The sequence below is a fragment of the Pseudalkalibacillus decolorationis genome (assembly GCF_024609785.1).
In the GTDB taxonomy this organism is placed as follows: Bacteria; Bacillota; Bacilli; order Bacillales; family Fictibacillaceae; genus Pseudalkalibacillus; species Pseudalkalibacillus decolorationis.
In genome coordinates, this window is record NZ_JANHJQ010000013.1 from 80,292 (window position 1) to 96,638 (window position 16,347).

At 41.3% G+C, this 16,347-nt stretch carries 14 protein-coding genes and 1 riboswitch; of the genes, 11 read left to right on the top strand and 3 right to left on the bottom strand.

The window, feature by feature from the left end:
* The first annotated feature begins 11 nt into the window (after window positions 1-11).
* The 11 genes from NON16_RS13895 to NON16_RS13945 all read left to right on the top strand — a co-directional run bounded on the left by NON16_RS13895 (window position 12) and on the right by NON16_RS13945 (window position 12,021).
* A complete protein-coding gene (locus NON16_RS13895; RefSeq protein WP_257349857.1) occupies window positions 12-1,133 on the top strand; it encodes an ABC transporter ATP-binding protein in 1,122 nt (373 codons plus the stop codon).
* Window positions 1,130-2,827, top strand: coding sequence for an ABC transporter permease (locus tag NON16_RS13900; protein WP_257349859.1), 1,698 nt, complete (start codon window positions 1,130-1,132; stop codon window positions 2,825-2,827). The genes NON16_RS13895 and NON16_RS13900 overlap by 4 nt, the downstream gene beginning before the upstream one ends.
* Before the next feature lie 233 nt (window positions 2,828-3,060).
* The gene (locus NON16_RS13905; RefSeq protein WP_372508812.1) at window positions 3,061-3,942 is read left to right on the top strand and encodes a glycerophosphodiester phosphodiesterase; all 882 of its coding nucleotides are present in this window, start codon (window positions 3,061-3,063) and stop codon (window positions 3,940-3,942) included.
* 194 nt (window positions 3,943-4,136) lie between these two features.
* Entirely contained in the window at window positions 4,137-5,342 is a 1,206-nt protein-coding gene (locus NON16_RS13910; protein WP_257349863.1) for a S8 family peptidase, read from the top strand.
* A gap of 301 nt (window positions 5,343-5,643) precedes the next feature.
* Window positions 5,644-6,087, top strand: coding sequence for a hypothetical protein (locus tag NON16_RS13915; protein ID WP_257349864.1), 444 nt, complete (start codon window positions 5,644-5,646; stop codon window positions 6,085-6,087).
* A 162-nt stretch (window positions 6,088-6,249) separates the two neighbouring features.
* Entirely contained in the window at window positions 6,250-6,450 is a 201-nt protein-coding gene (locus tag NON16_RS13920) for a hypothetical protein (RefSeq protein WP_257349866.1), read from the top strand.
* A gap of 104 nt (window positions 6,451-6,554) precedes the next feature.
* Window positions 6,555-7,298, top strand: a complete 744-nt coding sequence (locus NON16_RS13925; protein ID WP_257349867.1) for a hypothetical protein — start codon at window positions 6,555-6,557, stop codon at window positions 7,296-7,298.
* Between the two features lie 300 nt (window positions 7,299-7,598).
* The gene (locus NON16_RS13930; RefSeq protein ID WP_257349868.1) at window positions 7,599-8,279 is read left to right on the top strand and encodes a Na-translocating system protein MpsC family protein; all 681 of its coding nucleotides are present in this window, start codon (window positions 7,599-7,601) and stop codon (window positions 8,277-8,279) included.
* A gap of 145 nt (window positions 8,280-8,424) precedes the next feature.
* The gene (locus tag NON16_RS13935) at window positions 8,425-8,628 is read left to right on the top strand and encodes a hypothetical protein (protein WP_257349870.1); all 204 of its coding nucleotides are present in this window, start codon (window positions 8,425-8,427) and stop codon (window positions 8,626-8,628) included.
* Between the two features lie 112 nt (window positions 8,629-8,740).
* On the top strand, window positions 8,741-11,044 hold the full coding sequence (locus tag NON16_RS13940; RefSeq protein WP_257349872.1) for an ATP-dependent DNA helicase: 2,304 nt from the start codon (window positions 8,741-8,743) through the stop codon (window positions 11,042-11,044).
* A 328-nt stretch (window positions 11,045-11,372) separates the two neighbouring features.
* Window positions 11,373-11,456: riboswitch (cyclic di-GMP riboswitch) on the top strand.
* A gap of 28 nt (window positions 11,457-11,484) precedes the next feature.
* Window positions 11,485-12,021 (top strand): hypothetical protein, encoded by a 537-nt coding sequence (locus NON16_RS13945; RefSeq protein ID WP_257349873.1) that lies wholly within the window; start codon window positions 11,485-11,487, stop codon window positions 12,019-12,021.
* Window positions 12,022-12,112: 91 nt separating this feature from the next.
* On the opposite strand, the gene NON16_RS13950 is transcribed toward NON16_RS13945, so the two are convergent.
* From NON16_RS13950 to NON16_RS13960, 3 genes are all read right to left on the bottom strand, one after another.
* Complete coding sequence (locus tag NON16_RS13950; protein WP_257349874.1) at window positions 12,113-13,345, bottom strand: Zn-dependent hydrolase; 1,233 nt, start codon at window positions 13,343-13,345, stop codon at window positions 12,113-12,115.
* Between the two features lie 15 nt (window positions 13,346-13,360).
* A complete protein-coding gene (locus tag NON16_RS13955) occupies window positions 13,361-14,551 on the bottom strand; it encodes a hypothetical protein (protein WP_257349877.1) in 1,191 nt (396 codons plus the stop codon).
* A 199-nt stretch (window positions 14,552-14,750) separates the two neighbouring features.
* On the bottom strand, window positions 14,751-16,166 hold the full coding sequence (locus NON16_RS13960; protein WP_257349879.1) for an alanine/glycine:cation symporter family protein: 1,416 nt from the start codon (window positions 16,164-16,166) through the stop codon (window positions 14,751-14,753).
* Window positions 16,167-16,347: the final 181 nt, after the last annotated feature.

The following is a 16,347-nucleotide window of genomic DNA, read 5'->3' on the forward strand; positions in this document are numbered from 1 at the left end:
GGGATTTCCAAGTGGGTTCTGTTACGGTAAAAAACTTGATCAAGCAATATGATGGTGTGATGGCATTGAATAATGTGAACCTTGAGATCCAGGAGGGTGAGTTCTTCGCCCTCTTAGGCCCTTCAGGTTGCGGAAAGACAACGACGATGAGGTGTATCGCTGGATTTGAGAAACCGACGAACGGTGAAATCTTCATAGGGAAACAAAAGGTCAACGATATTCCTGCGAACAAACGGAACTGCGGGATGGTATTTCAAAGTTATGCCCTGTTCCCCCATTTGGATGTTTTCCAAAATGTCGCCTACAGTCTCAATATTAAAGAACTTGAAAAACGCGGGCCCGGAACGAAGATCAAAACGTATGCAAGAATGATTAATAAGAAGCTAGCGAAATCTCCGCCGGAAATTGAAAAAAAGGTGATGGAAATCCTCGAGTATGTGGAGTTAGCTCCGTATCGAAATCGTCTTACGAGTGAATTATCCGGTGGGCAGCAACAACGTGTAGCCCTTGCAAGAGCGCTTGCGATGGAACCGGCTGTTTTATTAATGGACGAACCCTTATCAAACCTGGATAAAAAATTACGGAATTCGATGAGAGCGACAATACGGAAAATTCAATTGGACCTTGGGATTACAACCATTTTTGTTACCCATGATCAGGAAGAAGCGATGAGTATGGCAGACCGGGTCGCGGTTATGAAGGACGGGGATGTTATCCAACTTGGAACACCAACCGAGTTATATAGTAATCCGAAATCGGCATTTATTGCGGACTTTGTTGGTTCCTCGAACATCTTTAAAGGTTCTGTGATTGGTCAAGATGGGGAGCGATCCATTGTCCAGTTAGATGGATTCCAAATTCGTTCGACTTCAATTCCGAAAAATAAAGAAGTGGAAGTTGTGATTCGCCCTGAAAACATTGAGATTGCATTAGGTGAAGAACATCCTGGTGATGATATTTTAGAAGGTAAAGTGCTGATGTCGACTTATCTTGGATCTATTGTCAGATATGATGTCGAGATCGGTCCCTACATTGTTATGGTTGATACAACCTATCAATCTGGTAAGAGTGTGTACCCACCAGGAGCGAATGTTAAATTAACGGTCGACCCTGAGAAGGTGTTCTTACTATGAAAATGCTTAAACGTTTTGATGGGCATAGTCTCATTAAGGCTTTAATCGTCCTATTTTTCATTGTTTTCCTTGTCGTCCCTTTGTTTTCCATCCTCATTGTCAGTATTACCGGCGTCCCGATCAATGTATTTGGTTCATTGGTTGATCCGGAAACGTTTAAGAGTACGATCGATGCTTTTAAAAATAGTTCCCTTGAATTTTATAAAAGTATTGCGAGCAAGTCAGGGTATTTGTCGGCTCTCATGAACAGTTTGGAATTGTCCTTACTTGTTTCGGTCGTTGTCGTCGTTATGTGTTTGCCGATTGCGTATGGCATTGCGAGAACGAAGATGCCTTTCAAAAAAACACTGACCGCCCTATGTACGATTCCGTTGATCGTCCCGACATTCATTGCGGCGAATGCGTTTATCGTCATGTTTGGTCGTTCGGGGTGGGTCACCTATATTTATGAGTCATTAAGGGGAAATGGGCTTTTAATCAATCCATCGTCGATGATCGGAATTGCGATGGTGCAAGTCTTCTTCTTTTTCCCATATGCGCTATGGCCAATGGTTGCTGCATTCAAACTTTCTGATATCACCTTAGAAGAAGGATCGCAAAATCTTGGGGCGAAGAATTGGTTTACCTTCGCATTTGTAACGATGCCTTTGGCGCTGCCCGGATTAATTTCGAGTGCGTTGCTGATTTTCACCGTGAGCTTCTCGGATTTCGGGACTCCGATCATTTTAGCTCCGAAAGATTTGAACTTGATTGTCGTTGAGGCCTATCGAGAAATCGCTGGCTTCTTTAACTGGGCAGGAGCAGCTATTTTAACGGTGATCATGGTTGTCGTAGCAGCATTCTTTTTCTGTCTCCAGCATCTTTTTACAAAAGGAAAATCTTATGGAACGGTTTCGGGAAAACCTAAGAAGCAGAAAATCATTAAGAATAAGTGGTTAACTCGAACCATCGCTGGATACACTTGTTTGGTCGTATTAGTCCTATTATTGGCGATGATTTCAGTACTGCTTCAATCGTTTGCAACTACATGGGGTGTCGGTGTACTTCCCGATGGATATACAATGGCAAATTATCAAGCTGTCTTTAGCTCCTCGTTTGAAAATGTGACAAACAGCTTGATCCTTGCGAGCGGTGCGCTTGTCTTAAGTGTTGTGATTGCCACCTTCGTCTCGTATTTTGTGGTCAGACAAAATGCATCAAAGCTCGATTTTATGACGACGGTTCCCTTGGTCGTTCCAGGTATTGCCCTCGGGATTGCGCTGATCCAAACGTTTAACACAGCACCATTGCAATTGACAGGTACAGCTACAATCCTAATTATCGCATATACGATAAGGCGACTCCCATATATGGTCCGCTCTACAGTTGGGACGATGCGCTCGATCAAGCAGGATATTGAGGAGGCTGCTGTTAATTTAGGAGCTTCCCGCTTAACGGCTGCGATAACAGTTGTCGGTCCATTGATGATTCCTGGGATTGCAGCGGGTTCGATCCTTGTTTTTATCACGGTGATTAAAGAGACGAGTGTATCCATTCTGATGGCTCCTGCTGAGTGGGCACCTATGAGTCTTGCCATTTTCCAAAACATCCTTAGGGGTGAATATTATACAGCAGCGGCGATGTCGATCATTCTCGTCGTTCTCGTTCTGGTCCTTCAAGCGATTGCTACTAAACTCTCAAAAGGGGATGCTTAGGTAGGTGAGGATCTATTCGTAAAGGGGTTTATTTTCGATTTAGACAAATATGAATATGAGCACTCGGAATTAGGGCTATTAACCTTTTAAAAATCATTGGGTTGCTCTATACGATCAATATTAGGTTTTACACAATCCTTACAAAGGCTGAAAACAAGCTTAATGTTCGTTCGTGATAATAGGTGAGGGTATGAAAGTTAATTTGATAGGAGGAAACACTAAATATGAAAAAGATGTTTCGTACGGCAATTTTATCTATTGCCTTAGTAGGTTTAAGTACTAGTTTCGTAAGTCAGGCAGAGGCTGCTGGTGGGGAGGGTCCAAAATTGAATGACAATAAAATCTTGAACGTTTCGCACAGAGGTGCTTCAGGCTATGCCCCGGAACACACGATTGCTTCTTATGAGCTTGGAGAAGAAATGAAAGGCGATTATATTGAAGTAGACTTGCAAATGACCAAGGATGGCGAGCTAATTGCCATGCATGATGAAACGCTTGATCGAACAACGAATGGCACTGGCTTGGTAAAGGATTATACTCTTGCAGAGATCAAACAACTAGATGCAGGATCTTGGTTCAATGAAAAGTATCCAGAAAAGGCTAAGCCAGAGTATGCTGGATTGAAGGTTCCAACGCTAGAAGAAGTGATACAGCATTTTGGTAAAGATGAAAGATATTACATTGAAACGAAATCACCTGATGTCTATCCGGGAATGGAAGAAGAACTGTTAGAGATCCTTGAAGAATATAATTTGCTTGGACCGAATGCCCCATCTAGTAAAGTCTTGATTCAATCGTTTAGCCCAGAAAGCTTAAAGAAAGTGCATCAATTGAACCCGGACGTCCCATTGGTTCAGCTTATTTCTTATAAAAAACCAGCAACGATTACAGATGAGCAAATAAACGAGTATAAAAAATATGCGGTAGGACTTGGAATGAGCTATACAAAGATTGACCAAGACTATGTTCAAAAAGTACGGAGTCATGGGTTATTAATTCATCCGTATACAGTGAATGAAAAGGAAGATATGCAAAGATTACTAGAATGGGGCGTTACAGGAATGTTTACGAATTACCCTGATCGTCTTAGAGAGGTCATTAAAAGTCATAACTGAGCATTGTTGAATTTAAAGGCCTAATGTCAGAAAGTGTGACTGATATCGGGTCTTTTTTTATTGGGAAAAACGAGTTTAAAAAACCCACTAAATCCATCCCTTTTTACTTAGTATTTCCCAAGATGGATTTAGAAGGATAATCCTCCTTTTTTACGAATTATTTACAATGACTTAATATTAAAGGGAGGAATAGCATGAATTTCAAAAAGTTAGTTGCATTGTCACTCGCTGCTTCTGTCACGTTTTTTCCATTGGTAGGTGAGGCTTCGTCCAAGGATCAACTGGTGGCACCTAAGAAGGTGTCAGTAGAAAATGTTTCGGTCGAGAAAGGAAGTTATGAAAAAGGGGAAGTCATTGTAAAGTTTAAGGAGAAGGCAAGTAAGTCAGCTAAAGGTGATGCAATAAAAAATCTTAACGCTAAAATCGCTCCTGACGAAGATGGTGTGAAATCTTCTTTTAAAGTATTAAAGGTTAAAAATGTGGAAGCGGTTGTAAGCGCTTTAAATAAGAATCCAAATGTAGAATATGCTGAACCGAATTACACTTTTAAAGCAACTTGGACACCAAATGATACGTATTACAGAGGTTATCAATACGGTCCGCAAAATACGTCTACAAACTATGCATGGGATATAATAAGAGGTAGCAGTAGTCAAGAAATTGCTGTTCTTGACACTGGTGTGGATTATAACCATCCAGATCTAAATGGTAAAACGATAAGGGGTTACGATTTTGTGGATAATGATTACTATCCAATGGATCTGAATGGTCATGGTACCCACGTAGCTGGAACTACGGCTGCCGAAACAAACAATTCAACTGGGATTGCAGGAATGGCTCCAAACACTAGTATTCTAGCAGTACGAGTTCTAGATGCAAACGGAAGCGGATCCTTGGCTGATATTGCGGACGGAATTCGGTATGCGGCTGATACTGGTGCAGAGGTTATTAACCTATCACTTGGATGTAATTGTGATACTGCAACACTAGAGAATGCGGTTAACTATGCTTGGAACAGTGGATCTGTCGTAATCGCTGCTGCAGGAAACGATGGAGTAAGTACGACATTCGAACCGGCTTCTTATTCTAATGTAATTGCGGTTGCTGCAGTAGACAGTAATGATCGCCTCGCTTCATTTTCTAACTATGGCTCGTGGGTTGATGTAGCAGCACCTGGAGTAGATATCGCTTCTACCGTGCCTAATAATGGATATTCGTATATGTCCGGAACATCGATGGCATCCCCTCATGTTGCAGGACTTGCTGGTCTTTTGGCCGGACAAGGACGAAGTAATTATCAAATTCGTCAAGCAATAGAACAAACAGCTGATAATACTAGTGGTACCGGATACTATTTCGAACATGGAAGAATCAATTCATATGACGCTGTAAGATATTAGAAAACAATACAATATAAAAGGACGATCAGAGGATGGCTCAATTTGAATTGAGCCATCCTCTTCTTCATGCTTTTAAAATGGTATATCTCTGTATTTCGTACAAAGAAAATGGCCTAAAAAGGTAGTTTCCCGTGTAAAAGTGTAACCACCAGATTAATGAAGACCCTTATTGTAGATGATTTTTATTAAATTCCATGCTTGTCCCATTATATAAGTCTAGTAATCTAGTCGATGTGCCGTTTCCAAATTTGCTGTAATCAATATACTATTAGTACTCCGATAAAAAGGAGGTGTTAATGAGGTGGGAAATAGACGACGGAACGCAGTAGAACAAACAGCAAAGAATGACTCCGCGGCAGCAGCGGCAGCGGCGGCAGCAGGAGACTCAGCAGCAGCGGCGGCAGCGACAGCAGCAGGAGACTCAGCAGCAGCGGCGGCAGCGACAGCAGCAGGAGACTCAGCAGCAGCGGCGGCAGCGGCAGCAGCAGGAGACTCAGCAGCAGCGGCAGCGGCAGCAGCAGGGGATTCCGCAGCAGCGGCGGCAGCGGCAGCAGCAGGAGACTCAGCAGCAGCGGCGGCAGCGGCAGCAGCAGGAGACTCAGCAGCAGCGGCGGCAGCGGCAGCAGCAGGGGATTCCGCAGCAGCGGCGGCAGCGGCAGCAGCTGAAAGAAAGCGGAATCGTGGAGGAAATGAAGCACAAGCACTACAAGTTAGGAGACTCACTCCACCGAGACCACTCTATTGATATTCAAATAGTAGATTTCATTAAATGACTGTAACAGTGTGAAGACAGATTATCTTTTATGTGTACAAGTAATGTACTTTAGTGGATTTTACAAAATTGTACAAGCAATATTGTGTTTTGAAAATATTATTTATAGTACAAGCTTTAAAGGAGGTGAATATTATGGGTTACAAAAGGAATAACAATAATGTAGGTGGAGCAAGAGATAGGGACGATGAAGAAACAACAGCAGCGGCAGCAGCAGCAACTGGTAATGGTAGAGCGAAGGCTGTAGCGAAAGCAGGCGACGCAAAATCGAAAGCTGAAGCTGGTCAAGATAAAGATGACAACGCTACTGAAGGTGCATCCGATGAAGATTGCTAACTAATAATCGAAGATACTAGTATCCCACAATACTAGTATCTTTTTTGAGTTTTACTGTAAACTAATACATAGGAATTCGAGTAAAATTTCGGTTGAGGTGTCCAATGAATTTAAATGTATTTATACCCCAGATTGAAAACCTGCCTTACAAACAAAAATATCTGAAATCAGATCTTCTAACTGCTTCCTTTTTAATAGAGAAAAAGGAAAACATTGAAATCTATTATGCAGCACACAACGAATACGTTAACCGGAAGGCGCGAATCTTGATTGTTGGCATCACACCTGGATGGTTTCAGATGGAGCGTTCAATTCGGCTCACTAGAAAGCTGTTACTACAACACACTGCCAAGGAAGAGTTGATAAAAGAGGTGAAGAGGGAGTGCCGCTTTGCCGGTAGCATGCGTAAGAACTTGATCGAGATGCTTGATGTGCTGAATCTGAGTATGTATTTCGACATCGATTCTTCCGCAGATTTATTTAATAAAAAGGATACACTCTTACATACAGTTTCGCTCATTAAGTTTCCTGTATTTGTTAAGGGGAAGAATTATACGGGTCATACACCGCAAATCACGAACAGCGAATTATTTATGAAGTATGTTCATCAGACGTATGAAACTGATATAAATCCACTTGATGCACCGCTCATAATACCTTTAGGAAAAGCAGTAGAACAGGTGTTGCAACGGTTTGTAAAGTGTGGGTGGATCCAGGAACAGCAATGTCTGTTTGGTTTCCCGCATCCTTCTGGAGCAAACGGTCACCGGCTTAAACAACTTAACCATCATAAAGCTGAACTTATCAAAAAGGTACAAAACTACAACTTGCGCTATAAAAGTAAATGAATGTCGAAATAAGCAAGCGAAATATTACCCGGGGAATCGAATCGTGAGGATTTTTGTCTGAAATACGCTTACCGTTACAATGATTATCCCGTTCATTTGTATTTTAGTTTCAAAACCCTTAAACTAGTAGAAACGTAAGTAAAAAGGCCTAAATGGTTAAAGGGTCTTTGTCCATGTAAGGACTAAATTATTATTTTCACTTTATTTTCCCAAGAACGCTTTTCAACTGTTGTGAAAAAATCTACAATGAATAAAGGATGGAAGATATGAAGCTTCTGTCTTAAAAAAGGACTAATACTAATGGAAATAGAAAAACAATCGATACAATCTGAGATTGCTAGTTTTATAGGGAAAATGCTTCGAGATAATTTTGGTAAAGGCCCAGGATCGGTATATGTTTCTATTGCTGATCCATTCGTGACAATCTATGTGAAGGGTTTCTTGTCTCCAATGGAGCGGGTTTTAATGGGAAATCAGAAAAAGCAGGTCGAGAAAACACGAGACCTCTTAATGGAATCCCTCGGTAATGAGATGAAGGCATACATGAAATCTGCTACAGACATCGACATTGAGGAGTTTTACTATGATTGGTCACTTGAGGATCAATCGGGTATATTTATGGGAGTGGGACCATTAAAAACTGAGTTTCCTAGTTATATGGGGCAAAACTTGGTTCATGATGAAATCGCTCATATGAGTAAACTAGCTGAAAAATCACCTGATGTTGTAGAATCTTTTTTAATAAATTCGAGGACGCTTATAATTAGGCGAGATGAAATTCTCGTTCAGATTGAAAAGGAGTTTATTTCATCTGGGTATGAGGAAATTCTTAGACTTACAAAGCGATCATTGGAGAAGCGCTTGTTAAGTGAAAGTCGTTTAGAATCGATTTTAAATGTGGAAATAGCAGATGTCTTTATTGACTGGGACTTTGATTCAGACAAAAGCTACGTTGTTTTGATTCTAAACCCAAATAAATAGTGTAGGTGAAATGAGCTGAACAATAGAGTCAGACATAAGCCGAGAAGGATAACCATTCCTTTTCGGCTTTTTTTATTGCCTTAGAAGCAATAAATGGCTGTTAAGTACAAAAGAAAAATGAGTGAAAGAAACAGGAGGAATAACCATGGCTAAATATCTGGTTGATCATAAAAATAAGAGAATTCATCGTAGTGCGTATGTGGGAGATAAATGTAAGCTTCCACATGTGCCGTTGCATATGAGGGAAGGTGAAAATACAGATCAGAATTTTAATAACTATAAAGAAAAGGGTTACAAGAATTGTGTGTATTGCTTTTATGGGCCGACATTTGATGGAATAGAATTCTGATTCAGGTGAAAGTTGGCTGGTTCTATTTGTAAGCGTATCGTTTAATTTCTCAGTCTGTTCTTTAATTGGTAAAATGAAAGCAAGAGTAGACGGGAAATGGGGGATTAGATGCATGATGAAAATCTCTGTTAGACCTTTAGTTGAATACGTGTACCGTAGTGGTAGCATTGATAATCGTTTTCGGACATCTAGCACGCTAACGGATGGTACGAAGGCACATCAAAAGATTCAGAAGACGTATAATGAGGCAGACCAAAAAGAAGTCTTTCTTAAGACTGAAATTGAATGTAAGCAAATGACGTTTGTGGTTGAAGGAAGGTGCGACGGGCTTTTAGCTTTGGAGAATGAGTTAATGATCGATGAAATTAAGTCAACCCGTGGTGATTTGGATGAAATCACTGCGGACACTTATCCTGTTCACTGGGCACAGGCGAAATTTTATGCGTACATGTATGCCAGAGAGCACGAGATGAATAAGATGGCTGTTCAACTTACATATGTACAGGTCGATTCGGATGAAAAGAAGTCGTTCCAGCAGCAGTGTTCGTTCGATGAATTGGATCAGTTTGTACAAAGTGTGTTAGAAGTGTTTGAGCCTTATGCCCGTTTGTTGAAGAATCATCGGGAAAAGAGAGATCAGAGTATAGCTGTATTAAAATTTCCGTTTGAAAACTATCGGGAAGGACAGCGTAAATTTGCAGGTGCGGTTTATAAAACGATTGCGGATGAGGCAGGCCTTTTTGCGAATGCGCCAACCGGGACAGGAAAGACGATTTCAACTATTTTCCCCACTGTAAAAGCGATTGGTGAAGGGTTGGTTCAGCGTTTCTTTTACTTGACGGCGAAAACGATTACCCGAAAGGCGGCAGAAGAAACGCTGGGTTTTATGAAGGGGAAAGGGTTGCATTTAAGTTCTGTAACGATCACGGCTAAGGATAAGATTTGCTTTAAGGAGAAGACGATCTGCCAGAAGGATTATTGCGAGTTTGCGGATGGGTATTATGACCGCGTCAACGATGGGATTCTGGATGTATTAGAAAATGAAACGTTGATGGATCGGAGAACGATTGAGGCATATGCGATGAAACACAAGCTTTGTCCGTTTGAGTTTTCGCTTGATTTGGCTTATACAGCAGATGCGGTGATTGGGGATTACAATTATATCTTTGATCCGCGTGTGTCGTTGAAGCGTTTTGCGGAGGAGCAGAAAAAGCAGACGGTGTTGCTTATAGATGAGGCGCATAATCTCGTCGATCGCGCGAGGGGGATGTTTTCAGCTGAGCTTTATAAGTCTGTATTTTTACAGGTGAAACGTGTGTTTAAAGGTAGGAATGAAGGCGTTGTTGCGAAAGCGAAAGCGGTTAATGACTATCTTTTGAAAGTGAAGAAGGCGTGCGGTGTGCAGGAATCGATGGTGCTGGATGAGTTCCCTGAGGAGTTTGTCGAAGAGCTTCGAGGATTTATTGAGGCAGCGGAGAAAGAGTTGGTTTTGCAAAAGGATGGCGATGAACAAGAGTTGTTGTTGGAGGCTTATTTTACGGCACAGGCCTTTGTTCGGATAGTAGATTTATTTGATGAAAGGTTTGTAACGTATGTAGAGTATGTGAAAAGTGAGGTTCGGGTGAAGCTGTTTTGTCTCGATCCTTCTCATTTATTGCGAAAAATGGGTAAAGGCTACCGTTCGAAAATTTATTTTTCGGCCACACTTTCCCCGCTGTCGTATTTTAAAGATATGCTTGGGGCTGATGCTGAAGGTGATTATACGTTCTCGATTCCATCGCCGTTTGCGAGTGAGAATGCAGAGGTGTTTATTCAGCCGTTGTCGACAAGGTATCGGGATCGTGAGCACTCGGTTAACGCGATTGTGAAGACGTTTTGGGATTTGCTTGAAAAGAGACCAGGGAATTACTTGTTCTTCTTTCCGTCATACGCCTATATGAGGCTGGTCCATGAGCAATTTGTTGAGGAGTCTGACCAGGATCGAGGTGCGGAAGTAGCTGTAGATGTTTTATTACAGGATGGTGAGATGAGTGAGGTTGAACGGGAAGAGTTCCTTGCTGAATTTAGAGAAGAGAACGAGAAGTCACTTGCTGCGTTTGCAGTGATGGGTGGGATTTTCTCAGAAGGAATAGATTTAAAGGGTGACCGTTTGAACGGTGTGGTTGTTGTTGGCGTTGGGCTGCCACAGCTAAGCTTTGAACGGAATATTATTAAGGACTACTTTAATGCGGAAGCGAAAAATGGGTACGATTATGCATATGTATACCCTGGAATGAACAAAGTATTGCAAGCGGGTGGGCGTCTGATTCGAACAGAGCAAGACCGCGGGACGATTGTTCTTGTCGATGACCGCTTTCTCACACCAAAGTACCAGAAATTGCTTCCTGCTGAGTGGTGTGACTATCGTATAATCTAGTTATTTAGGGGCAGGGCACTCTTCGATATAGGTACCTGGTTCCCGATTACCTTCCAAACTTCGCATTAAATCAACGTTTGTTTTCGGTATCTAAATCCCTAGTAGTGCGTGTTCAAAAAGTAGACGAATCAGAAACAAGAAGTTCAAGGCATGACAGTTTTGAGGACCGGAGCGTATGGTGTTAATACGTGAGGACCGGAAAAACCGAGTAACGTAGAAATTCGCCGTTTATCATTTGGATACTTTTTGAACAACCTCTAGTAAAACATTTTAATAAAACTAGTAAAATAGATTTACATTTACTAGTTTCGGGGGTAATATAGAACTACGATATTGAGGGGGCTTTGAAATCACATCTGTATGTGGGCACTTGGATGTGGTGGAGCTAGTAGTGCAACCGACCGCTTTCTAAATGATCGTATTAGGAAGGGGTATTTTTAATGAAAAAAATAATGAACACCGGTAAAAAGAAACTAGTCGGAATCTTGATCGCTGGAACTTTAGTCCTAGGAACTTTTGGTGGAACAACGTATGCTGCGTTTGGTGACAATTTAGAGGAATACATAAGTCATGGGATAGAAAGTCTTATGTCTTTTATTTTCCCTGAGATTAAAGAAAAAACAGAGGCAAAAGAAGATGAAGTTACCGGGAAAATTACTACAGAGATGAGGTCTGCTGGCGATTACATTTACGAGCAACTTGTGGTTTATAAAGATGAACTAATTGAAAGAAATGAAACAGAGTTAGATAAATACTACAACACTGTATCTGAGAAAATAAAAACTGCTAATAAGACAATTGTCAAAGATAATAAAGCGGAGATTACTGCTGAAGCAGATGCACAGTTAGCAAAGTCTAAACAAGACATTGAGAAAAAGATGAATGCTGAATTAGAAAAAGTTGAAGATGATATAATAGATCGACTAAATGAGGATGAAAAAGAAGACAAGGATAAAGACAAAGATAAAGAAAAATAATATATTAGTGCTAAGTTATTAACCTTTTATTAAGATTTAAGATATAGTGAAGGAGCGGGTCTAAGTGCCCGCTCCTTTTGGTGAATGATCATTACGATTTTGTCTCCGTTAAGTTCTTGGCTGCTTCGTAAAGGATCTGTACGCCATTTGCCAAATGATGTGCATCTGACCATTCCTCCGGACAATGGCTAAGCCCGTCTTTACTTGGGACGAAGATCATGCCTACATCTGTCACATCGGATAAGATCATGGCGTCGTGACCTGCACCGCTATTGATGGAACAGTACGGGATTTCCAATTCACTACTCGTTTGCTTCAAAAGGGAGCGAATGCTTTTATTCAATGCTTTCGGCTGTATATATAAATGCTGTTCAACGGATGTTTGAATAGTATCTTCACTATATGATTGAATCAATTCTTTCGTTTTCCTGATAACGTTACATACATTTTCTTCTTTACCGGACCTGATGTCCACGGTGAATACGGTTTTATCCGGGATGACATTTGCTCCGTTTGGAAATACATTCAAGCGACCGATCGTTATTACCGTGCCTTCTCCTTCATCGATCGCAAGGTCCGGCAATTGTGTAATAATCTTTGCTGCGGTGACTAAAGCATCAGATCGGCGATCCATCGGGGTTGTGCCTGCATGTCCTGCACGCCCTTCTACAGTTACTTCCAATTGAGTTAAACCGACAATGCCTTCTACTACGCCAATCGGGCTACTTTTCTCTTCAAGAATCGGTCCTTGTTCAATATGCAATTCTAAAAATGCTTTCATTGTTTTTGGATCTCTCTTCTTTGGAAGGGACGTATCCAGACCGATTTTTGACATTGCTTCTTCCGTAGAGATGCCGTCTTTGTCTTTTAGACTTTTAAAATCTTCCTCGCTAAGCGATCCGATAATGCCTCGTGACCCCATCAGTCCGCCTTTAAATCTCGTACCTTCTTCTTCTATAAGTGCAACGATTTCCAATGGATACTTTGGTGTTAAATTATTCTTGGAAAAGAGGGCTGCTACTTCCAGACCTACGACAACCCCCGCAGTACCGTCATAAGCCCCTCCATTAGGTACAGAATCAAAGTGTGAGCCGATGAGAACGCTTGGCGCATCATTTAAAATGCCTTCAAGCTTGCCAAAGATATTGCCAAAACCATCTTCTCGAACATTTAAACCATATTCCTTCATCGTTTCTTTTATATAATTCCGGGCTTGTAAATCCTCATTGCTATAGGTAAGCCGAGTGACGCCTTTATGAGGTGTTGATGTAAATTTACTTAACTCGTTAATATGCCTTTCAATCCGAACTTGTGTCTCTTTCACAATATCCCTCCGTTTTTACAAAAATCCCACGAATATTCCTGCTAATATAACCGATACGATCGTGACACTTATGAAACCGCCGACAAGCATAGGTGGCAGCATATGGCTCGTTAGTACTTCCTTTTCTTTTTCATCTTCTGTTAACGCTTTGATCACTTCCGCTGTGATGATATAGTCCGCGGGAAACCCGTACAAAGCAGTCAACGATACGGCGAACGCCATCTCTTTGCTGACTTTCAAAATCTTACCCATTATGAACGAGAATAAATACATACCGATGACTCCTAAAACAATACAGCCAATCAAGGGATACAAGATCTCGAGCATCATACTTGGGTTTGCCTGTTTTAAACCGTCAAAAATGTAGAGCATAAGAGCCATTAAAGCAAATCCGAATCCGTTAGCTCTTTGCAAAGCATGCTTTTCCAGGAAACCAGCACTTGTTGCAATGACCCCGAACACTAAGCAGAGAACAAACGGGCTAATGGTTACGACCGGCGCCAGCAAAACAGAAACAAGGTACGCAAGGTAAGCAACGAATGCAAGTCTGAACAATTTAAAGAAATCCGTGTTGTATCTGTCGGGCATTTTCTTGAATAGCTTAAGTTCAGTCTTTCCTTTTGCTGCTGTAGCATCAGATTCAGATTCTTTTATTGATAGTTGTCCATTGCGATATTGCTTAAGAAGCCGTTTCCCCTCTTTTTTTAACACAAAAGATGTTAAAGGATATCCCGCGAACCCTTGCATGACGTATATGACGATCGCAAACACGGATAAAGATAAGAGGCCCGCTTCCTTTGCACCTTCTGACATGATTAATGCAGAAACTAGTCCCCCTACTAAAGGTGGAATGGCAACGACGACTGTTTTAAAGTCGAAAAGGAACGTTCCGATTCCAAATAGTATGGCAATAATCCCTAATATACCTGAAAGAGCAATTAATATCGTCTTCCATTGCTTCATCAATTCCTGTATTGAAAGCAATGTCCCCATGTTTGTAATTAATAAGTAAATCAGCATTGTCGCAACGACAGGAGGCACACCTGCAAGTGCTACGATATCTTGCGGGAAGAAAGTCCAATAGCCGAGCAGAAACAGCGTTGCACAAATAAAAACGGACGGTACCATGGCTTTTGTTCGAACAGCCACTGCGTCTCCAATAAATAAAATAAGAATAAGGATAACTAAGGCTAGCATCTGCGACAAATGTATCACTTCCTTCTAAATAACTATAATATTTTAGAATAATAACACTGAATTGCGTTAATTTAAAGATAATTTCGTTTTTTGGGAAAAATTACAGTAGTAAAAGGTGGACTCTCAAATTTGATTGCCTAAACAACATTTGAGAGTCCACCGTATCTTTTACTTGAATTAGTATCTGCCAATTAGATGATTAATTAGATTAAGAACTTATATTTTGTTTCTGATCTTGATCGGAAAATAGCTTAATAATTGGCTTTCCAGAGCGTTCTTTATATATACGTTCGATGTAATCCTGTGTGATTGCACGAATCTCTTTGTGTAAAAACACAAGGGGGATAATGTTACATAAGACAACGAAGGCAAGCAGTAGATCAAGGAACTGCCAGACGAACTGTAAGCCGCCGATCGCGCCAACGTAAATTGCAATAATGTACACAACTCTCATAAATTTTGAAGCCTTAAGCCCAAAGAGGTACTCCGTTTGTTTTTCACCAAAAAAGATGAGAACTCCGACAGTCGTAATAACGAAGAACAATAGGAACACGGCGACAAACATTCCACCAAACGTTTCACCCATAACACTTCCGAATGCGATGCTTATCATGTTCGAGGCATCCGCTGCATCTACTTTCGTCCAAGAACCAGTGACAAGAACCGCTAGCCCTGAAACTGTACATATGACGATTGTATCAACGAAAACGCTGAAGATTCCCCAAAGTGCTTGTCGGGATGGGTGATCTGTTTGTGCAGCGGCGTGTGTAATCGGTCCTGTTCCAATTCCAGCTTCGTTGGAGTAAAGTCCACGTGCAACTCCCCAACGAATCGCTTGAGCTATACCTGCTCCAGCGAAGCCTCCAGCTGCTGAAATTGGCGTGAATGCACTAGAGAAAATGAGTGCAAATACACTGGGTAATTCTCCTACATTTGCAAAAATGACAACAAGTGCACCGAGAACATATGTAACGACCATAAAAGGGACAATTTTATCAGTAACATTGGCGATCCGTTTAATTCCGCCAAATATAACCAGTCCAACGAGTACACACATGATGATTCCGGTGATTTCAGTTGGCCATCCAAATGCACCTTCGACCTGTGTTGTAATTGAATTCGATTGCACCATTAAGCTTGGAATAATTTCGATCATAAGGAAAAAGGCGAATGCAGCGGCCACTTTGTCCCAACCGAGTGCTTTTCTAATGTAGTATTGCGGTCCGCCAACCCATGTTCCGTCTTTACTCTTTTCACGATATTTAACGCCAAGTACGATTTCGGAATACTTTGTGGCCATTCCGATTAGAGCTACCGCCCACATCCAAAACAGAGCACCGGGGCCACCGAGAGCAATAGCGACGGGAACTCCTACGATATTCGTAGCACCGGCAGTTGAGGCGAGTGCTGAGGTAAAGGCTTGGAACGGGGTGATTGTCCCGGTGTGTTTGCCTTTTTTAAAAACTTGTCCAATCGTTTGTGCGAGTACATGACCGAAGAAACGGAATTGAAAGAATCCTAGTCGGATCGTTAAGAAAATTCCACCTGCGATTAATAATATAGCTAGGACATAAGTCCACAGAAAGTTTGATGTGTTCGCAATCCATTCTTGAATGATTTCCACAATACAGCTACCTCCCATTTGTATACGAATTTATCTAAATAGTTCGATTTTTAACTATACCCTTTTTTTTATGTTTTCAAAAGAGAAAGTGTTTTTTGGTAGTAAAATAGGAAAATTGTTGGAAGTTTCAAAAAGGCATCGTGTAAATGACCATTTTGTTGTAAAATAGGGGTATACATAA

Excerpts from the sequence above, each read along its gene's own strand:
- NON16_RS13910 (WP_257349863.1), top strand. The coding sequence starts at position 4,137 with ATGAATTTCAAAAAGTTAGTTGCATTGTCACTCGCTGCTTCTGTCACG.
- NON16_RS13925 (WP_257349867.1), top strand. The coding sequence starts at position 6,555 with ATGAATTTAAATGTATTTATACCCCAGATTGAAAACCTGCCTTACAAA.
- NON16_RS13900 (WP_257349859.1), top strand. The coding sequence starts at position 1,130 with ATGAAAATGCTTAAACGTTTTGATGGGCATAGTCTCATTAAGGCTTTA.
- NON16_RS13945 (WP_257349873.1), top strand. The coding sequence starts at position 11,485 with ATGAAAAAAATAATGAACACCGGTAAAAAGAAACTAGTCGGAATCTTG.
- NON16_RS13930 (WP_257349868.1), top strand. The coding sequence starts at position 7,599 with ATGGAAATAGAAAAACAATCGATACAATCTGAGATTGCTAGTTTTATA.
- NON16_RS13920 (WP_257349866.1), top strand. The coding sequence starts at position 6,250 with ATGGGTTACAAAAGGAATAACAATAATGTAGGTGGAGCAAGAGATAGG.
- NON16_RS13905 (WP_372508812.1), top strand. The coding sequence starts at position 3,061 with ATGTTTCGTACGGCAATTTTATCTATTGCCTTAGTAGGTTTAAGTACT.
- NON16_RS13940 (WP_257349872.1), top strand. The coding sequence starts at position 8,741 with ATGATGAAAATCTCTGTTAGACCTTTAGTTGAATACGTGTACCGTAGT.
- NON16_RS13935 (WP_257349870.1), top strand. The coding sequence starts at position 8,425 with ATGGCTAAATATCTGGTTGATCATAAAAATAAGAGAATTCATCGTAGT.